At 62.3% G+C, this 25,365-nt stretch carries 17 protein-coding genes, 2 tRNA genes and 2 rRNA genes; 12 read left to right on the top strand and 9 right to left on the bottom strand.

All coding sequences use genetic code 11. From position 1 onward, the window contains the following. Positions 1-56: 56 nt before the first annotated feature. Both LV475_RS03900 and ppx read right to left on the bottom strand, forming a co-directional pair. Positions 57-464 (bottom strand): hypothetical protein, encoded by a 408-nt coding sequence (locus LV475_RS03900; RefSeq protein WP_250105798.1) that lies wholly within the window; start codon positions 462-464, stop codon positions 57-59. Positions 465-476: 12 nt separating this feature from the next. Further along, on the bottom strand, positions 477-1,988 hold the full coding sequence (gene ppx, locus LV475_RS03895) for an exopolyphosphatase (protein ID WP_250105797.1): 1,512 nt from the start codon (positions 1,986-1,988) through the stop codon (positions 477-479). A gap of 256 nt (positions 1,989-2,244) precedes the next feature. Here ppx and LV475_RS03890 point away from each other — a divergent pair, with 256 nt between their 5' ends. The 12 genes from LV475_RS03890 (at position 2,245) to LV475_RS03835 (ending at position 18,351) form a co-directional block, all read left to right on the top strand. Then, on the top strand, positions 2,245-3,918 hold the full coding sequence (locus LV475_RS03890) for a ShlB/FhaC/HecB family hemolysin secretion/activation protein (RefSeq protein ID WP_250105796.1): 1,674 nt from the start codon (positions 2,245-2,247) through the stop codon (positions 3,916-3,918). Positions 3,919-3,950: 32 nt separating this feature from the next. After that, on the top strand, positions 3,951-10,103 hold the full coding sequence (locus LV475_RS03885; protein WP_250105795.1) for a hemagglutinin repeat-containing protein: 6,153 nt from the start codon (positions 3,951-3,953) through the stop codon (positions 10,101-10,103). Between the two features lie 543 nt (positions 10,104-10,646). Further along, positions 10,647-10,916, top strand: a complete 270-nt coding sequence (locus LV475_RS03880; RefSeq protein ID WP_250105794.1) for a hypothetical protein — start codon at positions 10,647-10,649, stop codon at positions 10,914-10,916. A 38-nt stretch (positions 10,917-10,954) separates the two neighbouring features. Further along, positions 10,955-11,401 (top strand): hypothetical protein, encoded by a 447-nt coding sequence (locus LV475_RS03875; RefSeq protein ID WP_250105793.1) that lies wholly within the window; start codon positions 10,955-10,957, stop codon positions 11,399-11,401. A 135-nt stretch (positions 11,402-11,536) separates the two neighbouring features. Continuing rightward, the gene (locus tag LV475_RS03870; RefSeq protein WP_250105792.1) at positions 11,537-12,238 is read left to right on the top strand and encodes an outer membrane protein; all 702 of its coding nucleotides are present in this window, start codon (positions 11,537-11,539) and stop codon (positions 12,236-12,238) included. 97 nt (positions 12,239-12,335) lie between these two features. Beyond that, positions 12,336-13,040 (top strand): hypothetical protein, encoded by a 705-nt coding sequence (locus tag LV475_RS03865; RefSeq protein WP_156574993.1) that lies wholly within the window; start codon positions 12,336-12,338, stop codon positions 13,038-13,040. 61 nt (positions 13,041-13,101) lie between these two features. Beyond that, positions 13,102-13,683, top strand: coding sequence for a hypothetical protein (locus LV475_RS03860; RefSeq protein ID WP_231505767.1), 582 nt, complete (start codon positions 13,102-13,104; stop codon positions 13,681-13,683). After that, on the top strand, positions 13,680-14,915 hold the full coding sequence (locus LV475_RS03855; protein WP_250105791.1) for an AmpG family muropeptide MFS transporter: 1,236 nt from the start codon (positions 13,680-13,682) through the stop codon (positions 14,913-14,915). The genes LV475_RS03860 and LV475_RS03855 overlap by 4 nt, the downstream gene beginning before the upstream one ends. A gap of 88 nt (positions 14,916-15,003) precedes the next feature. Next, complete coding sequence (locus LV475_RS03850) at positions 15,004-15,486, top strand: hypothetical protein (RefSeq protein ID WP_250105790.1); 483 nt, start codon at positions 15,004-15,006, stop codon at positions 15,484-15,486. Positions 15,487-15,711: 225 nt separating this feature from the next. Then, entirely contained in the window at positions 15,712-16,611 is a 900-nt protein-coding gene (locus LV475_RS03845; RefSeq protein ID WP_250105789.1) for a ProQ/FINO family protein, read from the top strand. A 527-nt stretch (positions 16,612-17,138) separates the two neighbouring features. Beyond that, on the top strand, positions 17,139-17,861 hold the full coding sequence (gene mtgA, locus LV475_RS03840) for a monofunctional biosynthetic peptidoglycan transglycosylase (protein WP_250105788.1): 723 nt from the start codon (positions 17,139-17,141) through the stop codon (positions 17,859-17,861). A gap of 79 nt (positions 17,862-17,940) precedes the next feature. Then, positions 17,941-18,351 carry a transglycosylase domain-containing protein gene (locus tag LV475_RS03835; protein WP_284047201.1) on the top strand — a complete coding sequence of 137 codons (411 nt, stop codon included), beginning with the start codon at positions 17,941-17,943 and terminating at the stop codon, positions 18,349-18,351. Positions 18,352-18,479: 128 nt separating this feature from the next. Here LV475_RS03835 and LV475_RS03830 read toward each other — a convergent pair whose 3' ends face one another. The 7 genes from LV475_RS03830 to LV475_RS03795 form a co-directional block, all read right to left on the bottom strand. Then, positions 18,480-20,468 (bottom strand): O-antigen ligase family protein, encoded by a 1,989-nt coding sequence (locus tag LV475_RS03830; RefSeq protein ID WP_250105786.1) that lies wholly within the window; start codon positions 20,466-20,468, stop codon positions 18,480-18,482. Positions 20,469-20,504: 36 nt separating this feature from the next. Next, positions 20,505-20,921, bottom strand: a complete 417-nt coding sequence (locus LV475_RS11040; protein WP_430886862.1) for a pilin — start codon at positions 20,919-20,921, stop codon at positions 20,505-20,507. A 291-nt stretch (positions 20,922-21,212) separates the two neighbouring features. Further along, positions 21,213-21,488 carry a ComEA family DNA-binding protein gene (locus LV475_RS03815; protein ID WP_250105785.1) on the bottom strand — a complete coding sequence of 92 codons (276 nt, stop codon included), beginning with the start codon at positions 21,486-21,488 and terminating at the stop codon, positions 21,213-21,215. 338 nt (positions 21,489-21,826) lie between these two features. Next, a 5S ribosomal RNA gene (gene rrf / locus LV475_RS03810) occupies positions 21,827-21,942 on the bottom strand. Between the two features lie 93 nt (positions 21,943-22,035). Further along, positions 22,036-24,914 (bottom strand): 23S ribosomal RNA (locus tag LV475_RS03805). A gap of 247 nt (positions 24,915-25,161) precedes the next feature. Then, positions 25,162-25,237, bottom strand: a tRNA-Ala gene (locus LV475_RS03800). A 6-nt stretch (positions 25,238-25,243) separates the two neighbouring features. Continuing rightward, positions 25,244-25,320, bottom strand: a tRNA-Ile gene (locus LV475_RS03795). Positions 25,321-25,365 lie beyond the last annotated feature (45 nt).

Here is a 25,365-nt window from a genome sequence, read left to right as displayed (position 1 = left end):
CCTGTTGCGAGGTGGACAGGGAGCATAGCCGATCATCGAGGCTCGACTTGGGGAAATCAGCGCGGCACGCTCTGCCGGTCCGGGTATTGCCGCTGCGTGTGCACCGCAAGCGCGTTGGCGAGATTGACCCCCGGGTGCTCGGCGCAGAATGCGAGTACCGCCGTCCGGGCCGACGAGACCGACTCGCCGGCCTGGATGTCGTAGGTGTTTTTCAGGATCACATTACTCGCGGTGAGATAGCCGGCGATGAAGCCGTCGAGCTTCCCCTGGCTACCCGGGTGGTTGCCCTCGGCGACCGCCACGGCATCCGCGCAGGACCAGTTGCCCGGGCCGAAGGCGACGAAGCGCCCCTCGACACTCTTGGCGGTCGCCGGCGATGGCATCAGCGCCACCGCCACCGCGGCCACCCAGGCCGTGATCAGCAGGAAGTGAACCCCGGCTTGCGTTCGATCCGTCTGCGCCATGTCTCGCCCCGCCTACCCGAATTGCAGCTGAAAGCCGCAGTTGGCGATATAGGCCTGCTCGCGCTCGAGGTCGGCCGCCGTCAGCGGGTGATCGTCGAGCCAGCCGGAGGCGAACGTCAGCGCGAGTTGATCGCCGTCGGCCCTGGCGCTCACCTGGGCGGGGGCAATGCCCTCGCCCCGGTCGCGGTGGAACAGCACGGCCAGGCGCAGGATGACCGCCAGGCGCATCCCCAGTGGGCGCATATCCTCGTCGAGCGACTCGAAGCGCGACGGCTTGAACTTGCGTCGGTGGGCATGCACCAGGGCCGCGACCGCCGCCTGGGCCGTGCGGGTCAGGCCGGGCATGTCGGCATGCTGGAGCACGTAGGCACCATGGTGGTGGTAGCCGGAATGGGAAATCGCCAGGCCGACCTCGTGGACACGCGCGGCGACGTCCAGCCAGGTCGACAGCGGCAAGGCCTCGCTGGTCTCGTCGCTGGTCGCGCCCCAGTTTCCCTCGACCTGGCGCCATAAGGCCGCGGTGGTCGACGCCACGCGCTCGGCATGAGCCGCATCGACGTTGAACATGCGTTGCAACCGCCCGACGGTCAGGTCGCGCACGTCGTCGAAGTCCTCGCGCTCGACCCAGTCGTAGATCAGTCCCTCTCGCAGCGCGCCATCGGAGATCGCCATGCGCTCGATGCCAAGTGCCTCGAACACCGCGCGCATCGCCACCAAGCCGCCGACGAACACCGGCTTGCGATCGTCGGAGAGACCATTCAATGAAAGCTTGTCGAGACTGCCCGCCTTGAGCACGGCCTTGCGGATCTCGTCCAGCCCCGCGAGCGTGAGACTGCCATCGCCCCAACCGTTCGCCTCGGCCACCGTGGCCAGCGAGCGCGCCGTGCCGCTGCTGCCCACGGCCCTCGCCCAGCCCATCTCGCGATAGGCACGCTGGTAGCTCATCAGCTCCAGCTCGGCCCGGCGTTCGGCCTTGAGCATGCGGGTTTTGTCGTACTTGCCGTCGCTGAAGTGGTCCGTGGTCAGGCGCACGCAGCCCAGCGGCACGCTCTCCATGCGCACCGGCTCGAATCCCTCGCCAATGATCAGTTCGGTCGAGCCGCCGCCGATGTCGATCACCAGCCGTCGGCCGTCGGCCGGCACGTCGCTGTGGGCGACACCGAGGTAGACCAGTCGCGCCTCCTCGCGCCCGCCGATGATCTCGATCGGGTGGCCGATGGCGTGCTGGGCGCGGCGAATGAAGGTCGAACCGTTCTTCGCCGCGCGCAGGGTGTTCGTGCCCACGATGCGGACCCGCCCGCGGCGCATGCCCGCCAGCCGCTGGCCGAAGCGCCGCAGGCAGTCCAGGCCCCGCTCGATCGCCGCCTGCGACAGATACCCGTGCTCGTCGAGCCCGCCGGCCAGACGCACCATCTCCTTCATCCGGTCGATGACCTGCAACTGTCCCGCCTCGACCCGGGCGACCAGCATGTGAAAACTGTTGGACCCCAGGTCCACCGAGGCGATGACTTCTCCGTCCTGCATAGGATTTCTGCTTCCGGTTGCCTTTTGCTGCCTTTTTGGCGGGCATGAATGGGCTGGCACGACAACGTCGCTATCAACGGCTCATCGCATTATGTCCATTTTGCCGGTGGCCAGAAACCCCGCTCGATGGACCGACGGCCTTGCGGGCGTCCCGCCGATCCTTTAGCGTAAAAAACACAATTCGATACCCCCCATCATCTCAAGGACGAGAGACGTGGAACTCAACCGATGCCGTCGCGGCGGTCTCGGTCGGTGCATGGCATGGATCGCCGTGTCGCTGGCCGGGAGCGTTGCGACGCCTGCCGCCGCGCAGGCGACCAATCCAAGCGACGAATCGCTCCGCCAGCTCGAGCGCCAGCAAGAACTGCGCGACCGACTCGAATCCTCACCCGACGTGCGTCTGCCGCGCCCGTCGCGCCCCGCGCCGGCTATCCCCGCCAACGAGACGCCCTGCGTCGACATCGACCGTATCCGCCTGGTCGGTGAGCCCCGCCCGCGGTTAGAGCGCGCCCTTCGGCGGGCGCTCGGGGCACTCGGTTGGCAGGCCGGACAATGCCTGGGCAAGCACGGCATCCGCGCCATCCTGCGCGAGACCCAGCAACAGCTCATCGACCTCGGCCTGATCACCACCCGCGTGAGCGCCCCGCCCCAGGATCTCGACACCCGCGAGCTGCACCTGTCGATCCTGCCAGGGCGGGTCGGCGTGTTGCGATCGAGCGATGCCTCCAGCCCCCGCGCCCGTCTTGACACCCCCTTCCCGACCCATTCCGGCGATCTGCTCGATCTCCGTGACCTCGAGCAGGGGCTGGAAAACCTCGAACGCCTTCCCAGCGTCACCGCCGAGATCGACATCCAGCCCGGCACGGCGCCCGGCGAAAGCGACGTGGTGGTCAATTGGCAGCAGGACTTCCCGTTGCGGGTGTCGCTCTCCATCGACGACTCGGGCAGCCGAGAGACGGGGCGTTTTCTCGGCACGGCCACCGTATTCGGCGATCACCTTGTCGGCCTCAACGGCCTGTTGTACGCCAGCCTCACCCGCAATCTCGGGCTGGATGAAAGCACGCGCCCCGGGCGCACTCGGTCGTACACGCTGCACTACTCCGCGCCGTTCGGTTACTGGCGATTCGGCGCCACGGCAAGCCGTTTCGAGTACGACCAGACGATCGCAGGCCTCAACCGCGACTACCGCTACAGCGGCAAGGGCGAGCGACGCGAAGCCGAAATATCCCGGGTGGTCCACCGCTCCGATGTCGGCCGCACCCGACTCAAGGCGACCGCGTGGCTGCAGACCTATTCCAACGCCATCGACGAAACACGCATTGCCGTGCAGGACCGTCGCATGGCCGGGTACACAGCGGGCATCGAGCACCGACATTTCCTCGGTCGGGCGACACTCGACCTCGCGCTCAGCCATCGCTGGGGTACCGGCATGCTGGGCGCAACGACGGCCCCCGAGGAGGCATTCGGCGAAGGCACCGCCCGACCGCACATCACCTCGTTCCACGCCCGGCTCGACGCACCGTGCGTCCTCGCCGAGCAGCCCCTGCGCTATCGCGGCCAGATCCGCGGCCAGTTCAACCACACCCGTCTGATCCCGCAGGACCGCTTCGCGATCGGCAGCCGTCATTCCGTACGTGGCTTTGGTGGCAACCTCCTGCTCAGCGGGGAACGTGGCGTCTACTGGCGCAACGAAGTGCACCTGGAACTCCCCGGCCCGCTGCACCCCTACCTCGCCCTGGACACCGGGCGCGTCGACGGCCCGTCGACCGACGACCTGCCGGGGCGCCACCTGGTCGGTGCGGCCGTCGGCCTGCAATGGCGCTGGAAAAACACCTGGATCGACGCCTGGGCGGCACGGGCCATGGACCGGCCCGCCGCCTATCCCGACCCCGGGCTGCAGGCCGGCTTTCAGGCCGGCATCCATTTCTGAATTCGACGACACGCGCAGGACAGGGACACGTCATGACGCACTCACGATCCATCCCCACCCGCCGATCACTGGCGGTATGGGTTACCGCCGCACTCGCCACCCCGTCGGTTGGCGCGAGCGAGATCCACTCGCACCCGGATGCGCGCGGCAAACACCGCCCCAGCATCCACGAATCCGGCAATGGCACGCCGGTGGTCGACATCACCACGCCCGGCGCCGACGGCGTCTCGCACAATGTCTACCGGCAGCTCGACGTCGACAAAAAGGGCGTGGTATTCAACAACGGTCGGACGACCAGTGCGACCGCACTGGCCGGGCAGATCGGTGCCAATCCGGCGCTCGCCAGCGGCACGGCCGATCTGATTCTCAACGAGGTGCGCAGCGCCACGCCCAGTCAGCTCGCCGGCTACCTGGAGATCGGCGGCGACCCGGCCGACCTGGTGGTTGCCAACCCCGCCGGCATCACCTGCGACGGCTGCGGATTTATCAATGCCGAACGGGCCATGCTGACCACCGGCCGCCCGTTGTTCGACGGTGACCGCTGGACCGGACTGGACGTGCGCGGTGGGCGCATCCGCATCGAGGGCGAGGGCATGGACGCCAGCCGCACCGCCGAGGCCGACCTGTTGGCCCGCGCGGTCGAGATCAACGCCGGGCTATGGGCCGACCGGCTCGAGATCACGACCGGCACCGGTCGTTTCGACCGCAGCGGCACGCTCACGGAATCGCTCGCTGCCAACACGCCATCTCCCGAATGGGGCATCGACACCGCTCGCCTGGGCGGCATGTACGCCAACAAGATCCGCCTGGTCGCCAATGAACACGGCGTGGGCGTTCGAAATGCCGGCACCATCGCCGCCGGCGAGGCGGGCCTTGCCGTCACGGTCGACGGCAAGCTGGTCAATCACGGCACCGCGACCACGGCGGGCAACGCCCGTCTGCAGGCCGACAGGATCACGAACACCGGGGAAATCCACGTGCAGGCCGATCTCGGACTGGATGTCGGGGGCATGCTGGACAACCGGGCCGGACGCATCACTGGCCAGGCGGACGTGACGGCCAACGCCGCCGCGCTCGATAACCGCGACGGGGCGATCCTGGCCGGAGAGGCACTGACCCTGACGCTTGCCACGGGCCTCGAGAACAAGGCGGGACTTGTCTTCGGCCAAGACGAGCTGCAGCTCGCCACATCGACAATGAGCGGTGATGGCCAATGGCTGTCGGATGGCGACATCGGCATCACGATCGGCAGCGACCACCAGCAGCGCGGCGAGGTGGTCGCAGGCAAGGACCTCTCCTTGCAGGTCGACGGCCAGCTGACGAATCACGGCCGGTTGGCGGCAACGGGGGCGGCGGATGTCGAGGCCATGACAATTGCCAACCTCGCCAGTGCCGAGATGGTGGCCGGCACGTTGACGGTCACCGCCGACGACCACCTGCGCAACCGCGGGCTGATCGACGGTGGCGAGGTCGATCTCGCGGCCACCACCATCGACAACACCCCCGGTGCGCGGATTTACGGCGACCTTCTCTCGGTCACCGCTCACGCGTTGCGCAATCTGGGAGACGACGCATCAGCGGCCACGCTGGCCGCACGCGACCGGCTCGAGCTGGGTGTCGACCACACCGAAAACCGCAACGGCGCCCTGATCCTGAGTGCGGGCGACATGCAGCTCGCAGGGCGCCACGAGGCAACGGCCGACCATCTCCTCAACGAGAACGCGAGCATCGAGGCATTCGGCGACCTCTCGATCACCGCCGATCGGATCGACAACCTCAATGCCGGGGTAGTCACGACTCAGGTCGACGAGCCACCGGTCCGGGAGTCCTGGATCCAGTTGCGCGGCAGCCAGCGCACCTTCGATGCCGCCGACTGCTCGAACCTCTACCACGAAAACGTCTGGTGCCAGGGCTATCCGCACGAGATTTCCGATTTCACCTGGTTCCAGGCTACCGCCGTCACGTCGCACACCGAGGTCGTCGAAAGCCGGCCCGCGACCTTGCAGGCCGGCGGGAACATGAGTCTCGAGGGCGGCACGTTACGCAACGTCGACAGCCAGATCATCGCCGGCGACAAGCTGCAGGCCGATCTCGACCACCTCGACAACCACGCCACCCAGGGGCAGGACATCACCCGCCGCGAGGGCACGGCACGCTTTACCACGGTGGAGTCCTGCGGCTTGTTCGGCTCGGACCACTGCCGCGAATGGCACGGCACCAGTCCCTATCGCCCGGCGCCGGAATACGGCACGCCCTACGACCTGCCAACCGTCACCTTTACCGGACAGGCCGATCCCGACCCCTCTGCGCCAACCATCCCGGGCATCGCCGAGGCTGACCCATCGACATCCCCGGCCCTCCCCTCGGCCAGCCTGTTCCGCCTGACGGCAGACAACCCCAACGCCCCGCTGATCGAGACCGACCCACGTTTCACCGCGTACCGACAGTGGTACGGCTCCGAGGCCATGCTCGAGGCCCTGGCCCGCGACCCCGCCCACACCCAGAAACGACTCGGTGACGGTTTTTACGAACAAGCGCTCGTCCGCCAGCAGGTGATCGAGCAGACCGGGCAACGCCGCCTCGACGGGTTTGCCGATGACGACGCGCAATTCCGGGCACTGATCGATGCCGGTATCGCGTTCGGTCGTGATCTCGATCTGACACCCGGCGTGCGCCTGACCGCCGAGCAACTCGCGCGATTGACCACCGATATCGTTTGGCTCGAGAGCGAGACCGTGACAACCGGTGGAGAACCAACACGGGTGCTCGTGCCACGCCTGCATCTTGCCGACGGCGCGACCCGACAACCGGGAACATCCGGGCTAATCGCGGCCAAGGAACTCGACCTCTCGGTTGCCGGCACCGCCGTCAACCGCGGCACGCTGGCGGCGAGCGATGCGCTCACCCTGGCCGCCGACCGCATCGAGAACCTCGGTGGCTCAATCACCGCCGCGAGCACACGGCTGGCGGCGGCCACCGACATCCATCAACGTGGTGGCGAGATACGCGGCGACCACACCCTGTCGTTAAGTGCCGCCCGGGACATCGTCGTCGAGGCCGACACCCGCCTTGGAGAATCCCGGGCCGGCGCCAGTCTCTTTTCGCGGGATCAGCTGGTCGACCGCGGTCAGCTTCGGGTAAACGGCGACGGCGAGATGACAGTCAAAGCGGGACGCGACCTCACGCTGCAAGCCGCCCAGGTCACCCATACCGGCGATGGCGCCACCCGCCTTGCCGCCGGGCGAAACCTGCTACTGCAAGCCACCTCAGTGGGTCAGGACGAGCAGATCACCTGGGACGCGGACAACCGACTCGTCCAGGACACTCGTCGCGACATTGGAACCACCATCGACACGCAGGGCGACATCGACCTCCTCGCCAGTCGAGATATCGCGATCCGCGCCGGCGAAATCGACAGCCAGTCGGGACAGGTGGCGCTGGCCGCCGGGAACGATATCCGGTTGCTGGCTGGTCGCGCGACCAGCCATTGGGAAGAGGCACATCGCATTGAGAGCGGCGGTTTGCTGTCCGGAAAGGTCAGCACTCGCATCGACTCGACAACCACCGACCGGAGCAGCGCGGCCTCGCTCGGCGGTGAGCGTGTCAACGTGACGGCAGGCCGCGATGTGACTGTCACCGGCAGTCAGGTGATATCCGACCGCGGCACACGTTTCGAAGCGGGTCGTAACATTGAATTGCTTGCTGATCGGGACGAGCAGACGCGCCACCATTTCGACGAGACGACCCGCTCCGGCCTGTTCTCCAACGGTGGCCTATCGGTCACCTACGGCACACAGCGCCTCACCCGCGAGAACGATCTAGGCCAAACCAGCACAACCCCCACTCAAGTGGCAAGTATCAATGGCGATGTCGAGCTCCGGGCCGGCGACACCTTCCGCCAGGTCGGAAGCGACATGCTGGCGCCGGGTGGCGACATCGACATCGAGGCCGGCCGAGTCGAGATCGTCGAGGGCCGCGATGCTTCTTCGAGCACGCACCTGCGCGAGATGGAGCAAAGCGGACTGACTCTCGCCGTGACCAGCCCCGTTATCGAGACCGGCGCACGCCTGCAGAACCTCGCTCGCGCCACGGAGGATACCGACGACAGCCGCATGAAACGCCTTGCAATCGCCAGCGCGGGACTGGCCGGTTTTGACTCGTACAGCCAGATCAAAAGTGGCCTGGCCAAGGCTGATGCGAGCGTTGCCGAGCGTGCTGGCGGGATCGGCATCAATATCAGCGTCGGTCAAAGCAAGAGCCGACATACCGCCAAGCGCCGAGCTGACGTGGCCCGCGGGTCGCGCATCACCGCCCGTGGCGATATCCACATCCGCGCCGCCGACCAAGGGGATGAGAGTGACATCCTAGTGCGCGGCAGTGACATTCACGCGGCTGCCAATACAACACTGGCCGCCGATGACGAGATCGCCCTTCTGGCCGCCGAATCACGACGCGAAGAGGGCAGCCAGAACGACAGTCAATCGGCCAGTATCGGCGTGGGGATCAATGTCAGCGGCGACAGCGTCGGTTTCTCGATCACTGCCTCCGCCGCCCGCGGGGAAGGCGAGACCCATGCCCGAGAGCTCACTCATCAGCTCAGTCGAGTCACCGCGGGCCAGACCGCCAGCCTGCAATCCGGGGGCGATACCTCGCTAGTCGGCGCGGTAGTGAGCGGCAATGCGGTCGCAGCGCGCGTCGGCGGGGATCTGCACATCGAAAGCGTGCAGGACCGAATGACCTACCGGTCAGAACAAGAGAATGAAAGCATTGGCGTAAGTATCCCGATCGGTGGCGCGGGCTTCTCGGCCTCCTACTCGAGCGACAAATCCGAAGCCACCGGCAACTATCGATCGGTCACTGAACAAAGCGCGATTCGGGCCGGGAGTGGCGGATTTGATCTCACGATCGACGACAACACCAGCCTTGTTGGCAGCGTGATTACCAGCGATGGCGACCCGAGTCACAACCAGCTGGTCACTGGCACACTGACCACGAGCGATCTGAGAAACACCTCGTCCGCCAGCGCCGAAGCCAGTGGCATCTCGCTCTCCAGCGAGATGGTCACGCAGGGAAAATATGGCGTAACAAAGGGAATAGTCGCGAACACCTCCCTCGGCGCCGACCGTGACGGTGAATCGCAAGGCTATAGCCGGTCCGCGATCGCCGAGGGGAACGTGATCATCACGGATAGCCAGGCACAGTTGGAGAGAACCGGGGCGACAGCTGATCAAGCGGTCGCCTCGCTCGATCGAAACACCACCGGCACTCACAAGGCGGCCGTTCGACAAGATGCCGAAGCGATGCGACGCACGGTCGAGGCAGAGCGCACCATCAAAAAGGCCATCCACGCCGAGGCGGTCAAATTCACCGACGAGTCGTACCGGACCATGTTCCTGCGTGAACACCCCATGTATCAGGTGGTCACGGACGAAAATGGCAAGCCACGAACGGACCCCGAAACCGGAAAGCCAGTGCTTCGCAGACTCAGCGAGGAAGAAAAACGAAATCTTAAGGCGGGGCCAGACGGTAAGGTCGCCGTTTTCACGAACGGCATCTTCAACGACGAGACGGCTGCGACGCGGTACTCAGCGCAGATGTCCGAGGTTCCCGCCGGCCAACCAATCTATGTCATCCATTTTCCTGAAGCCAATAACGGACTTTCGGAAATGCTGGTGGCCGGCTACCAGAAATTCATGGAAAACGATTTCTGGGGACTGGCCAACGCCACGCAGCAAACGCGAGACGTAATGGCGCAATATGGCAACGATGGCCTCTATTTATCGGCACATAGCCGCGGCGCCATGACCATCGGCAACGCCATCACCTCCCTGTCCCGCGACAACTCCCTGACAGACAAGCTCACCGATACCCGATTCCGTCTGGTCGGCCCGGCATATAACGCCAATCAGTTCGCGACGAAGGTGGACGCCATCAACGGTGATTCGCCCACTCGAGTCGAGCTGCAGAATCACGCCGACGACTTCGTTGGCTCCTTCATCGGTGGCAACCAGGCGACATATGACAAGCGCCCTGAAGACAGTAGCCGGTTATCTGAATGGGCAAGAATGTTCGACGAGGCGCCAACCGTGCATAGCTGTTACGGGAATATGGCCGTGAACTCGAAGGGTTGTTTCGACAACTATGGACCTCCGGAAACCATCCACGTGAAGCCAAATCAAGAGTGATCAATCGGAAATGAGAAACGCGCCACTCATAATCGCACTACTGCTTCTATCCGCCACTCAGTCGGCGTGCACCACAAAACCTTTCCAGCCACCCCCGCCAGAGCACGAGATGTGGGAAAGACCTGGAACCAGCGAGTTGAGAACAAAGAAAAAAATGCTTGAGTGTGGCTCCCCCGCGCCTGATCCAAACATTTCAAGTTACAAACATGCGTTTGACCTCGAAGAGCGGGACGCGCTATTGAACAAGTTCTTGCTTGAAGACTCTTGCATGGAAGCGGCAGGGTTTTCTCACAAAGACCGTTCGGTTAGTGAACGCTGCGGCTGGTCGAGCAGATCGTCACTAGCAGCGTGCCGAGAAGGCGTAGAGATTCCAAAACCGTCGGCCGAGCGCCGGCTTACCAGCTGGTGGTGCCGCATCAAGATTGATTACAAGTACTGCCTAGAGAATGCCGTCAATCCCTCGGCATGCCAGCCGTCGGGCCACAAGAATCCGCCACCGGAGTGTTTGCCCTGATTCCCCAGTCGTTCAAGGAGCGAACGACCATGCCAAAACGACTACTGATCTTTGCCCTACTGGTGAGCGGCGGGGCCCTGCTTCCCGGCTGCCTGACCATGTCGGGCAACTACGAAATCCAGGCCTATGACCCTGCCGGCAAACGACTGGATCCGAACATCGTCTGGTACGCGGAAGGTCGTCACGTCTACACCGTGCGCAATGCCCTGTGCATGTCCCATCCGGACGCCACGCTTATCACCATCGATCTCGAGACCGGGGAACAGCATCCCTCGGAGAGCCCGCATCGCTGTCGTTGATCGACAGAAACAAGCCATTGTTCAAAGGAGTGAACCTAATGAAGAAACCCCTTGCTTTCCTCGCACTCGCCGCACTCGTGAGCGGCTGCTCCACGGCCGGAACCACTCACCCCGGCCACTCGATGAAAGACGACCTGTCGGCCTGCTTGGACCAGGTAGATAGCAAGAAAGACCTATTGCTGGTCGAGGCCCCGGTGGCCAACAACCCGCTATCCAACGCGATCGTCAGCGGCCTCGCCGGCCAGTCCCCGGCGGCGGAACAACTCACCGCGGCGTTGAGCAATCGCGACGGGCGCCCCGTGCTCGTCTTCGGCCGGAACGAAGCCAACAACGCGGCCCTGCTGCGAGCGGCACTGACGCCCCTTCCCGAAGCGACGGATGGGCGAGAGGTCTGTCTCGCCGCGAGTGGCGCGAAGGCGGACGATCTGCACACCCTGGCCGCATCGCGCGGATTCGAGCTTATCCCCACGCGCTCAGGCGGCTGACGCCGCCGCGCACCGCGTCCGACAGGCGACACAACCCCCTTCTTCACGGGCACGAACCCGGCGCCAAGGCATGCCTGCGGCAACTCGGCGTCCGACACGCGTGTTCCCCTCAAGCAGTCGATCAAGGAGTGATTGATGAACAAACTGCCACTGTCTCTAGTGACGGCGATTGGATTCGCCATCGCCAACCCCGCCTTAGCTGCAAGCGACGCCTACCTCAAGGGCGGCATCGGCTGGGCACATAGCGAAAAACAGACATCCACCATTGGCGACCTCGCCGATCCGCCCGACCGGGTGACGTCCGATGCCGAGGGCTCACTCGCCTATCAGCTCGGTGTCGGCTATCGACTGACCAAGTGGCTGGATGCAGAGCTTTCCCTGAGCCATATCGATGGATACGAGTTGAGCGGTCCCTATGAGAATGACGGCAGTCCCACCGGCGAGGTTGGGCGCACCGAGGTGGACACGACCTCGATCATGGTTCTCGGACTCGTGGACCTGGCCGCCGTGCTGGATGCTTCCTGGCCACTCAAGCCGTACGTTGGCGTCGGTGTGGGGTATGCGAGGCACGACATGGGAAGATTCACCATCACCAATTTCAGCTCGAGAATCGACAGCCACACCAGCAGCGGATTTGCCTGGAAGGCGGTTTTTGGAGCCACTTACCCACTGGGAGAAAACGTCTCTTTGGATGCCTCTTATGCCTACGCCGACTATGGCGAAGCGGAATCCAGCCTTGATGCATACGAAGGCGGCGGCAATCTCCAGTTGAACTCGCCTCTGACGCTCGACATTCGCTCTCACGAACTCTCGCTTTCGCTGCGATACCGGATCTAACCCCGGAACGAGACACAGCAAGGGCTCTCGCTCGCCTATCGACCGGGTGGCTCCTTGCCGATGGCAACACAACTTCCTCAACCTGGACGAGGACAGCATGAACACACGGAACGTCTTACCCATTCCTCTGGCAGCGGTGTACCTGACTGCCTGCTCCACGATCCCGGAGCAACAACAAGCCACCACCGACGAGGTCCGATCGGCCTTGCTTGCCCAACCCGTTGTCGTGAGACCTGTTGGGCAGCCGGTCGTACTCGCCGAACGCACCAAGGGGCGAGCGGTGGCTAACACGGTCATCGCCAGCATGGCGGCGACCGCTACCGCCAACATGGGCGGCGCCAGCACGACGCGGGGCATGCAGGCCAATCACAGCATCGCATCCGAATTCGGTACGCAGATGGCACGCACCCTGCCCGAGGCAGAGCTGATCCAGGCGGGCACCGGCCTCGATCGGGCCCTGGCCCACCGGCTGGCGCGGCACTTCCAGCCGGACGAATCTGCGCCCAAGGGCGATGGCATCGTGATCGAGGTAAATGCCGCGAAATGGGAGCTGGGCTACGAGTCGTTCCTCACCAGCAGCGACTATCGTCTGGACTACGACATCGACATTCACGTGACCGGATCGGCAAAAGCGGACCAGCAAGACCACCTCCTGAAGAGGATCGATTGCTCCGGCACGTTCGACCGCAAGATGCCGATCGACCGGTGGCGCGCGGACGATTACGAACAGGTCGACCAGGCCGCTCATGACATCGTCGATCGCTGCTACGAGCTGGTACTGACAGAGGTGGGGCTAAGTTGACGACGGGACGAGGCCCATAACGCCAAAGTCCACGGCGGCACTCATGGCACAATGCCCGCCCATGTCCGCCAGCCATTCCATCAAGCCCGGTTTCACGCCGCCGCCCGACGATGTCGTCATCGACGAGGCGGCGGTGTTGCGTTTGTCGGCGTTGCCGTCGGGCGCGCTCGATCGGCTCGTGGCGCGTTACGGGTTGCCGCTTGCTTGGGTGACGCCGGGTGAGCCGATCCCGGGCAGCTTCTGGGGCGACGACGAGGCCGGCATCATCGGCTCGACGTTGTACGTGCGGCCGGACACGGCGGTGCATTCGGCACTGCACGAGTTCGCGCACATCGTCTGCATGGACGAGACGCGGCGGGCGGCGGCGCACACGGATGCCGGCAGCGATGACGTCGAGGAAGAGGCGGTCTGCTACCTGCAGATCCTGCTGGCCGAGCACGTGGAAGGCTTCGGTCGCGAGCGGGCGCTCGCGGACATGCAGGCCTGGGGCTACACCTTCCGGGTGGGTTCGCCGGCAGCGTGGTTCGAAGGCGATGCCGACCGGGCGACCGATTGGTTGTTGAACCTTGGACTGGTCGAACGGACCAACGACGCTGTCACCGGTGCCACTCAACCCACCTTCCGTCCACGAGGCAGTGCATGACCCGTCTCGAGCGCATGCGCGCGGTCGCCACCTCGCCCAAGCAGATGGCCGTGCTGTTCCTGGGCTTCGCCTCCGGCCTGCCCCTGCTGCTCACCTCCGGCACGCTGCAGGCCTGGCTGACGATGGAGGACATCGACCTCAAGACCATCGGTCTGTTCGCGCTGGTCGGCCTGCCCTACACGCTCAAGTTCCTCTGGGCGCCCATCCTCGACCGTTTCGCCGTGGGCCATTTCGCCCGCCGACGGGGCTGGATGCTGTTGACCCAGTCGCTGATCGCGCTCGGGCTGCTGGGCCTGGCGATCAGCGATGCCCAGACACAGATCTGGCAAATCGCGATCTTCGCCCTGATGGTGGCCTTCCTTTCGGCCACCCAGGACATCGCCATCGATGCCTGGCGCACCGATACGCTCGACGCCCCCGAGCGGGGTCTGGGTGCCGCGGTGTTCGTCATGGCCTACCGCATCGGCATGCTGGTCGCCGGCTCGGCCGCGCTGGTGATGGGCGATCACATCGGCTGGCCGCTGACCTACGCCATCATGGCGGCACTGATGGGCGTGGGCATGGTCACGGCCTGGTTCGCCCCGGAGAAGGACACGCGCGACCTGGCCCCGAAGACCATGCGCGAGGCGGTCGTCGGGCCGATGAAGGCGTTCTTCTCGCGCCCAGAGGCCTGGACGCTGATCCTGCTGGTCATCCTCTACAAGTTCGGCGATGCCTTTGCCGGCACGCTGACCACCGCCTTCCTCATCCGCGGCGCGGGCTTCACCGCCACCGACGTCGGGCTGATCAACAACGGCGCCGGGCTGATCGTGACCATCATCGGTGGTTTGTTTGGCGGGCTGTGGATGGTCAAGCTGGGCCTGTATCGCGCGCTGATGCTGTTCGGCGTGCTCCAGGCGATCACGAACCTCGGCTATGCCTGGCTGTACGAATGGAACAGCTACGGGCTGATGGTGGCGGTGGTCTCGCTGGAGAACTTCGCCGGCGGGCTGGGGACGGCGGCCTTCGTCGCGCTCCTGATGTCGCTGTGCGACAAGGAATACTCCGCCACCCAGTACGCCCTGCTCTCGGCGATCGCCGCGCTCGGGCGCATCTATCTGGGGCCGACCGCCGGCTTCATCGTCGAGGCGGTCGACTGGACGATCTTCTTCATCCTCACCTTCCTCGCCGCCCTGCCGGGCCTGTGGCTGCTGTGGCGCGCGCGACACACCATTCATCGTCTGGATCAATAGTGATCAGGGTCGCTGGGAACCCGGCAAGAGACGGATTGTCTCGCCATCTATACTGGAATCGACGCCGGCAACCACGGGAGGTAACGGCATGAAGGCACAAATCGGACGGATTCTGCTCGCGACGGGCGCGGCGCTCGTGATCGGCCAGGCCAACGCCATGGCCCAGCCACCGGAGCATGCCGGCAAACCGCAACAGGCCCAGGGACAGGGCGCGGCGGAACGACACAGCATGGCCAATCCGCCGGAGCGCCACGCCGAACGCGAGCGCAACACCTCGCGCTACCACATCTCCACGCGCGAGCGGATGACTATCCAGGACTGGTATAGCCGCAACCTGCCGCCGGGCCTGGCCAAGCAAGGCAAGATCCCGCCGGGGCACGCCAAGCGCCTGCAACGCGGCTCACCGTGGCCGCCGCGTGACGTGGAATACGAACGCCTGCCGCACGAGCTGGTCCGCCAGCTCTCCCCGCTGCCGGATCACATGCGCTACTACCGGGTGGGTCCCGACGTGGTGATCGCCGACACCGCCGGCAACGTGGTGAGCGACATCGTCTACGACATCCTCAATTGAAGGCGGCATGGCCTGCCCCCGCGGCCGATCGAACACCGCCGCCTGACGGCCGAGTCGACGCGTGGCCGGCAAGGTGGTCAGTGATGTGGTTTACGGCGTGCTAAACCGTTAACATTTCGACTTTCGGGGTGTTCCCCTCGCCAAGGCGAGCGGGTCGACGCCCTGCCCCGACCGGCGAGGAACCCTGCGCCGGTCTTGTTTTATTTGAGCCAGACCGATCGAGACATGAGCGCAGACGACCAGAACGCGAACCGGGCCGACAAGGCGACCGTGGAAGACAAGGCCACCGACGGGGCCCCGCGGGCCGACGAGGCGGCAACCGAGTCCACGCAAACGACCGGCGCCACATCGGTCAAGGGCGATGACGAGACCAGCGCGACACCGGCGGCCAGCGGCAACGACGACGCGGGCGAAGCCGCCCAGGAGGGTGCCGCGGAGGCCGACGAGAAATCGGCAACGGAGTCGACCGGCGAGCCGAGCCCGGAAACGGCTACCGAGGCAGCGCCCGCCCAAGCTAACCAGCCGAAGAAGCCGCGCGTTCATCCGCGTGAAGCGGTCAAGCAGTTCGAGGCTGCCTGGCCGGAGGCCTTTTCCTCCGACCCGAAGCAGGTCAAGCCGCTGGCCATCGGCATCCTGCAGCAGATCCTCGCTGACCGACCCGCCGAACTCGACGGTCTGAACTCCAAGGCCATCCGCGCGGCGATGAAGTTCTACACCTCGCGGCTGTCGTACCACATCGCCATGAAGAACGCGGAGCATCGCGTCGATCTCAAGGGCGAGCCGGCCGAACCGGTCGATGACAAGGCCCGCGGCCACGCCGAGGAACAGATCAAGGCCATCCACGCCGCCCGCGACGCGAAGCGCGCCGAGCAAGGCGAAACGGAAGACGGCGGCGAGAAGAAGCCGCGCCGCCCGCGTAAGGCCGCCGGCAGGCCGAGCGGGCCTCGCAAGGACGCCAAATCGGCCCCACGCGGTGACGGCGGCAAACGTCGCAGCGAAGGCCGCCCCAGCAAGGGCGACAAGCCGCGCAAGGAAAACCAGCCGGACCCGGCATTGAAGAACATGAGCATGGAAGAAAAGCTCGACCGCCTCGCCCAGCGCTTCGGTCAGGATGGCGTCAAGTAAACCCAAGCGTGGCAGCGGGCGGCCGCCCGCGAAAGCCTCCGTGGCGGCTGCCCTGCTCTCAGCCCTTTAAGCGGCTGATTTCCACCACACCGTCCAAAGTCGGCACCCCGGGGCCCCTGCGCCTTGCCTCGTCACCGATGAATTGCCGGGTCGGAGCGACAGGGACGTTGCTCCGAGGTTCGCGCGACACGACGTCGCGTCGAACCGGGCCCGACAGCAAGTCAACGGTGACGAGGGAAGCCCGAAGGGCCAAGGCGCCGGGGTGTCCTTGTCTTTGGGCACTTTCTATTGGACAAGCAATAGAAAGTGCCTCGGGCGTTGCCACCGTCGCCAAACCGGGGGCGAGCGACATCACAAACGCCCGAAACCGATACCACTTTCACAACAAGGTGTCGCCACTCGGCGAGTACAACTCGCCGCTCCAAGGGAAAACGCGCGCCATCAGCCAGATCTAAGCCTGACAGCATCTGACCTCTGAATTCTGATCCCTTTGGCCACCTGCCGCTATCTTTACTGCGCTGAGACCGATGAGCCAACGCAAGAAAACCGCAAGCAACCGCCCCATCCGCCGATGGATCTGGCGCTTGATCCTGCTGGCCCTGCTCGCCTTCCTGCTGATGCAGCTGTGGTTCTTCGTGCAGGTCTGGCACCTGCGGGACAACAACCCCCAAACCACCGCCTTCATGCGCGAGCGCCTCGAACTCCTGCGCGGCATCCGCCCGGACATTCGCGCCCAGCAGATCTACGTGCCCTACGAAGCCATCAGTCCAGCCGCCCGCCGAGCCGTGGTCGCCTCCGAGGACGACCGCTTCATGGACCACTGGGGCATCGACGTCGTGGGCCTGCGCCACGCCATGGAACGCAACCTCGAAGCCGGCGAGATCGTCGCCGGCGGCTCGACCATCACCCAGCAACTGGCCAAGAATCTCTTCCTCTCCGCCGACCAATCACTTTGGCGCAAGGGCCAGGAAGCCCTGATCGCCTTGATGCTGGAAGGCGTACTGGGCAAGCGTCGGATTCTCGAGCTCTATCTCAACTACGCCGAATGGGGCAACCTGCTCTACGGCATCGAGGTCGCCGCCCGCGCCTACTACGGCAAGTCCGCCAGCGGCCTGACCCGACACGAATCCGCCCGTCTGGCCGCCATGCTGCCCAACCCGCGCTTTTACCAGGACAACCGCAATGCGCGTGGATTGCAGGTCAGGACCGATGCGGTACTCGGCCGGATGGAATACTCGAAGACGCCTTGATTCCGAAACACCCGGCTCACTTCACCGGCCCGGATGCCCACACAGAGAGGCGAACTAATTACTTCTGACCCCTTTTCCGATGGTGCGCCACGCCATGGAACGCAACCTCGAGGCCGGCCAAATCGTCGCCGGCGGCTCGACCATCACCCAGCAACTCGCCAAGAACCTCTTCCTCTCTGCGGACCAATCACTCTGGCGCAAGGGCCAGGAAGCCCTCATCGCCCTGATGCTGGAAGGCGTGCTGGGCAAGCGCCGGATCCTAGAGCTCTATCTCAACTACGCCGAATGGGGAAACATGCTCTACGGATTCGAGGCCGCCGCCCGGCATTACTACGGCAAGCCCGCCGGCCAATTGGCCCGCCACGAGGCCGCCCGCCTGGCTGCCATGCTGCCTAACCCGCGCTTCTACCAGGACAACCGCAACGCACGCGGATTGCAGGTCAGGACCAACGCGGTGCTGGGCAGAATGGGATACTCGAAGACGCCTTGATCCCGGTACAACCGGGGTTATCTCATCGATTCGGATACTCGCCACCAACACGTGAACGAGCCCCTTCCCCGCTTTCAGCAGAATTACCTCTGACCCCTTTTCCCGGGTACATACACTCCGCTCACTATCTATTGGGTCACCGGTCGGCGGAGCTCACCGTGCTCCTCCAAAAACTCAAGTGCCCACTCACTGCGCGCCTCGTTTTCAATAAGAGACACTGCCATTCTCAAGGCCACCTGCGCCTCGCCAAGTTCTTCCGCCAATTGTCCCGCACGCTCCAGCACTTCGAGGCGGTTAGGTTGGTCCTCATCGCGTATGGCAAACACCTTGGTCGCGTCGAGAAGGACATCCAATGCATCGGCTTTCTGATCCACAAGAACCAACAAGTCGGACAGTTCAAGATACGCCGGCATGCAAAGCGGCAACTGCCGATTCGCGACCCGCAAGCTACCGATCGCCTCTGAATAGGTTTCCGGGTCGGTCACGCCATTCCTCTGAGCCACCCGGGTGGGGAACTCCGCGACAACCGTCTGGGCCATGCAGTCCCTCTCCTTGTACCGCAACAACCGTTTGGCATTGTCGACAGCCAGCTTCTCGGCCATTTCCTTGATTGGAGGAATGGGCATGTTCGCCGCCTCGTTGAACTCAGCGGCCATCGCATACTCTGTAGCCTTGGTGTTCAGCGGGTAAAGCGTACTCACCAGTTGAGCCATACGGTAGCGATCTGAATCGACGCCACCCGGCTGTTCAACGTGCGGGCTCTCGAGCGCCAAGAAGGTGGCGATCAAGGCATCGCACACTAAACCAAACGAAAGCAAACCTGCGAACAGCCAAGGCAACGCACTGGCCTTTCTACGTGGGCCATCGACGGCTCGGAAAGCATCGACATCATGAAACTTACCCGAATACAAACGCCGCAGCCCGACCGAGAGGGCAATGCCAATTAATATTGTAATCGCGGCCTCGTAAAAGACAAAGTTCACGAGGGCATGGGCGAATGCGGTCAGCACCGCAATCAGCATCACCGAACCGGAGAGACGAGAAATGGCTTCTCGTGGCTTTTGCATCTTCCGTGCAAAGACGCCCCTCCGCAGAAATGTCAAAAAGACCAAGACAACGACAGAGGCAAACATCATTGCACCCGGCAGTCCCGTCTCGAGAGCCAATTGCAGGTAATCGTTGTGCGCCATGTCACCTGCAGTACCCGTCTCTTCGAGATAACGAAATTCCGGGTAATAGAGCTTAAAGGTGCCTAGGCCGGTTCCTACCCAGCCATGCTCGTCAATCGCCTGAAGCGTCGAGTCCCATATCAACAATCGCGCAGTCTGATCCGACGTGACGACGGATTCGGCCCTATCAAAAAAGCTCACCCCCAGTGCTCCCGCGCCCAAGATAAATCCCAAGCCAACGGCAGCTGGCCCCTTGAGCACAGCTGGGCGAGGCAGTATGTGCCAAAATCGCCACGTCACGAACAGATACAAGCAAGCGCCGCCAACAAACGCCAGCCATGCCCCGCGCGACTGGGTCAAAATCAAGGTCAGCGCGAGGATTGCCACTGCCATCCATATCAACCTTGTTTTCAGGCCAGAAAGCGACCGTCGCAGGTATTCACTCAAGGCTACAAAGATTGCTACGTTGATCAGCGCGGCAAAGGAGTTCGGGTCGATAAACGGGCCACTCGCTCTGGGGCTAAACCAGGCGTAATCGACGATCGCAGCGACGGCCGTAAGCACCACTATGCCTAGTGACGCACTCAAAACCAGGTCCCTATGGCGCTCCGGCAGCCTCTCCATCAAACCGAACGACGTAAGCAGCCAAGCGAATGTGAGCCAATACCAGTAGGAGACAGCCGGCCAGCCGCCCAACAGCGCAGAACCAAGCCCCCAAGCCAAGAAGCCTGTGAGGCAAAGCCCCACCCATTTCACAACCATTGGAGATGTCTTCCAAGCTTGGGCGGGCTGATCAGTCAATAGCATTACCATGATGAAGACGAGTGGGATGCCCACAACTGGAAGCCAAAGCGCATCAGACGGCCCGTGGTAAAAAATGCCACCCACGAACGCCAAAAGACACAGGAGCACGATATTCAAAATATGCATAATAAAAAGGCGCGCCATTGGCGCGCCTCATTTCCCTCAATAGTCTTTACCCGTTTACTGACAGGAGCTCGGCGCCCACTTTTCATAGCCCGAGTTCGTCGAGCATTCCCATTGAACCTGAGAATCACCCGAATTGAAGTCAGGATCCAGGCTAATAATCATGCCATTAAGCGGGCTCGTAGTGGTCGCAGTCACATCGATCGTGGCCCCATCCCATGCAACTGACTGAACATGAGTTGAAGACGACGAGCTGAAACTGACAGAATTTTGGGCCGGCAGAGTGTCATACGTGATTGCATACTCTGAAACGGCCACCTTCGCCGGAGCTGCAGCGGTGATCAATTCCGTAGCCTGAGCTCGTTTGGTGTAATCCTGATAAGCCGGAATAGCAATCGCAGCGAGAATACCGATGATCGCCACAACGATCATCAGCTCGATCAGGGTGAAACCCTTCTGAGCTTGCTTCTTCATATTCATCATCTTGGGGTTCTCCTTTGGAGAGTTGATCAACTGGGCCTCCTGGCCCCTCTGGCATCTTACATCAAGCACACCTCGTGCCAGCATGCTTGACGGCTTACTGATGCCGTCGAACCGAACAGGGCGGTCACCAACAGATCGATTTGCGTCAAATCCAGACCGAGGGATACCGCCCCGATGTCATGAATTGACACCCGCTCTCCGCCAAAAACTCAAACCCGCGGCCAAGCCAAAAAAAGCCCCGACAAACGTCGGGGCCTCGTTCGCACATCAGCGTACGTCTGGTTATTTACCTACCGCGACCTCGTCCTTGATTGTCGCGATGGTTTTCGCGCCGATGCCCTTGACCTCGGCGAGCTGGTCGACCGACTCGAAGCGTCCATGCTCGGAGCGGTAGTCGACGATGCGCTCGGCGTAAACCGGGCCAATGCCGTTAAGGGTAACCAGTTCCGCCTCGGATGCCTCGTTGATATTCAATGGCTCCGCGGCGAATGCCGGTGGGGCGAGTAGCAACGCGGCACCAATGGTTGCCGCGCGTACGGAATGGGTGAGTCCCTTCATCATCCTACCTCCTTGTACACGTGGGATGGTTGTACCTTACGCGGGCGGTTCCCTCGTGAACATCAGCATATTCCGAATATGCTGTAGGAGTTTTCGGTTTGATTTGTAGGAATTTGCCTACATGTCTGCCGATCTCCGCTTTCCGCTTGGGATGGCGTGCGTCTGTCGGCCTGACGTGTTGGGGTGAAGCCCAACCTACGGGGCCTTCGGGTAGCCGGGTGGTCCGACTTTCGTGACCGAAGGAGCGAGACAGCCGCCACGATTAAAGGAAGAAAGGCACGCCGCGAAAGAGAAACCCCGTCGAGCATGAGCTGCGACGGGGTTTCTCTAAATGGGGAGCCTGGCGTTGACCTACTTTCACATGGGGAAGCCCCACACTATCATCGGCGATGCGGCGTTTCACTGCTGTGTTCGGGATGGGAACAGGTGGTTCCACCGCTCTATGGACGCCAGGCGAAGGGGTAGCCGACCGGCCCAGGGTTAGCTGAGGCCGATCGGCGGTAAAGTGAATGCGTGTTGTATCTAGTGCGTGTTGCTTTGGCGTTATATGGTCAAGCCGCACGGGTAATTAGTACGGGTTAGCTGCATGCATTACTGCACTTCCACATCCCGCCTATCAACGTGGTGGTCTTCCACGGCCCTTCAGGGGGCTCGAAGCCCCGGGGAGATCTCATCTTGGGGTTGGCTTCCCGCTTAGATGCTTTCAGCGGTTATCCAATCCGAACTTAGCTACCCGGCAGTGCCACTGGCGTGACAACCGGAACACCAGAGGTTCGTCCATCCCGGTCCTCTCGTACTAAGGACAGATTCCCTCAAATCTCCAACGCCCACGGCAGATAGGGACCGAACTGTCTCACGACGTTCTGAACCCAGCTCGCGTACCACTTTAAATGGCGAACAGCCATACCCTTGGGACCTGCTTCAGCCCCAGGATGTGATGAGCCGACATCGAGGTGCCAAACACTGCCGTCGATATGGACTCTTGGGCAGTATCAGCCTGTTATCCCCGGAGTACCTTTTATCCGTTGAGCGATGGCCCTTCCATACAGAACCACCGGATCACTAGAACCGTCTTTCGACCCTGTTCGACGTGTCTGTCTCACAGTCAAGCTGGCTTATGCTCTTGCACTAACCGCACGATTTCCGACCGTGCTTAGCCAACCTTCGTGCTCCTCTGTTACGCTTTCGGAGGAGACCGCCCCAGTCAAACTACCCACCATGCACGGTCCCCGACCCGGATAACGGGCCTGGGTTAGAACACCAAACATACCAGGGTGGTATTTCAAGGTTGGCTCCACCAGAACTGGCGTCCTGGTTTCAAAGCCTCCCACCTATCCTACACAAGTAGGTTCAGTATTCAGTGCAAAGCTGTAGTAAAGGTTCACGGGGTCTTTCCGTCTTGCCGCGGGTACACTGCATCTTCACAGCGATTTCAATTTCACTGAGTCTCGGGTGGAGACAGCGCCGCCATCGTTACGCCATTCGTGCAGGTCGGAACTTACCCGACAAGGAATTTCGCTACCTTAGGACCGTTATAGTTACGGCCGCCGTTTACCGGGGCTTCGATCAAGGGCTTCTCCGAAGATAACCCCATCAATTAACCTTCCGGCACCGGGCAGGCGTCACACCCTATACGTCCTCTTTCGAGTTTGCAGAGTGCTGTGTTTTTGATAAACAGTCGCAGCGGCCTGGTCACTGCAACCCCCTTCAGCTTACGGAGCAAGTCCGATCACCTAACGGGGGCGCACCTTCTCCCGAAGTTACGGTGCTATTTTGCCTAGTTCCTTCACCCGAGTTCTCTCAACGCCTTGGAATTCTCATCCAGTCCACCTGTGTCGGTTTCGGGTACGGTCAACCGTTATCTGAAGCTTAGAGGCTTTTCCTGGAAGCATGGCATCAACCACTTCGTTCCCGTGGGAACTCGTCGTCACCTCTCGGTGTTGATCTCCCGGATTTGCCTAAGAGATCCACCTACGGGCTTAAACCGGACACCAACTGCCGGCTGGCCTAGCCTTCTCCGTCCCCCCATCGCAATAACGGTCGGTGCAGGAATATTAACCTGCTTCCCATCGACTACGCTTCTCAGCCTCGCCTTAGGGGCCGACTCACCCTGCGCCGATTGACGTTGCGCAGGAAACCTTGGACTTTCGGCGTACGAGGTTTTCACTCGTATTATCGTTACTCATGTCAGCATTCGCACTTCCGATACCTCCAGCAAACCTCACAGTTCACCTTCGCAGGCCTACGGAACGCTCCTCTACCATGCCTTACGGCATCCGCAGCTTCGGCGGTGTGCTTGAGCCCCGGTAAATCTTCCGCGCAGGCCGACTTGACCAGTGAGCTATTACGCTTTCTTTAAAGGATGGCTGCTTCTAAGCCAACCTCCTGGCTGTCTCTGCCTTCCCACATCGTTTCCCACTTAGCACACACTTGGGGGCCTTAGCTGGCGGTCTGGGTTGTTTCCCTCTCCACGACGGACGTTAGCACCCGCCGTGTGTCTCCCGTGATTGCACTTCTCGGTATTCGGAGTTTGCCATGGTTTGGTAAGTCGGGATGACCCCCTAGCCATAACAGTGCTCTACCCCCGAGAGTGAGACACGAGGCGCTACCTAAATAGCTTTCGAGGAGAACCAGCTATCTCCGGGCTTGATTAGCCTTTCACTCCGACCCACAGCTCATCCCCTAATTTTTCAACATTAGTGGGTTCGGGCCTCCAGTCAGTATTACCTGACCTTCACCCTGGCCATGGGTAGATCGCGCCGGTTTCGGGTCTACTGACCGCGACTGAACGCCCTGTTCAGACTCGCTTTCGCTACGCCTCCCCTACTCGGTTAAGCTTGCCACGATCAGTAAGTCGCTGACCCATTATACAAAAGGTACGCAGTCACAGAACAAGTCTGCTCCTACTGCTTGTACGCACACGGTTTCAGGTTCTATTTCACTCCCCTCGCCGGGGTTCTTTTCGCCTTTCCCTCACGGTACTGGTTCACTATCGGTCGGTAAGGAGTATTTAGCCTTGGAGGATGGTCCCCCCATGTTCAGACAGGATTCCACGTGTCCCGCCCTACTCGACATCACGCTAAAAGAGCTTTCGTGTACGGGGCTATCACCCGCTATGGCCAGACTTTCCAGACTGTTCCACTAACTCTAAAAGCGCTTGATGGGCTGCTCCCCGTTCGCTCGCCGCTACTAGGGGAATCTCGGTTGATTTCTTTTCCTCGAGCTACTTAGATGTTTCAGTTCGCTCGGTTCGCCTCCATGACCTATGTATTCAGTCATGGATACCTCCTAAGAGGTGGGTTTCCCCATTCGGACATCTCCGGATCAACGCGTATTGCCAACTCCCCGGAGCTTTTCGCAGGCTGTCACGTCCTTCATCGCCTCTTACCGCCTAGGCATCCACCGTGTGCGCTTGGTCACTTGACCATATAACCCAAAGCAACACACCAACTTGGTGTGTCACGAGTTATGTCTCGCTGACACAAGATACAACGTACAAACATGAATCTTTCGATTCATGCCGCATTCACTTTACCTTGTTAAAGATCGGTTGCTTCTGACCGTGTCAGAACCCAAAACACCACCGTTCGGTGATGCTCTCGGTTATGACTCGATTTCGACGAGCCGTGACCAATCGGCCAGGGCGTTCCCCAGGGCCGTCCGGTCGGGCGTTTGGTGGAGCCAGGGAGGATCGAACTCCCGACCTCCTGCGTGCAAAGCAGGCGCTCTCCCAGCTGAGCTATGGCCCCGAGGTTTGGTGGGTCTGGGTGGATTTGAACCACCGACCTCACCCTTATCAGGGGTGCGCTCTAACCAACTGAGCTACAGACCCGAGCTCGTGCAACCTTTTTCAAGAGCGAGAGATAATTTGTGCTGG

Origin of the sequence: Guyparkeria hydrothermalis, from assembly GCF_023555375.1 — a bacterium.
GTDB lineage: Bacteria > Pseudomonadota > Gammaproteobacteria > Halothiobacillales > Halothiobacillaceae > Guyparkeria > Guyparkeria hydrothermalis.
This window is presented reverse-complemented; position numbering and strand designations above follow the sequence as displayed.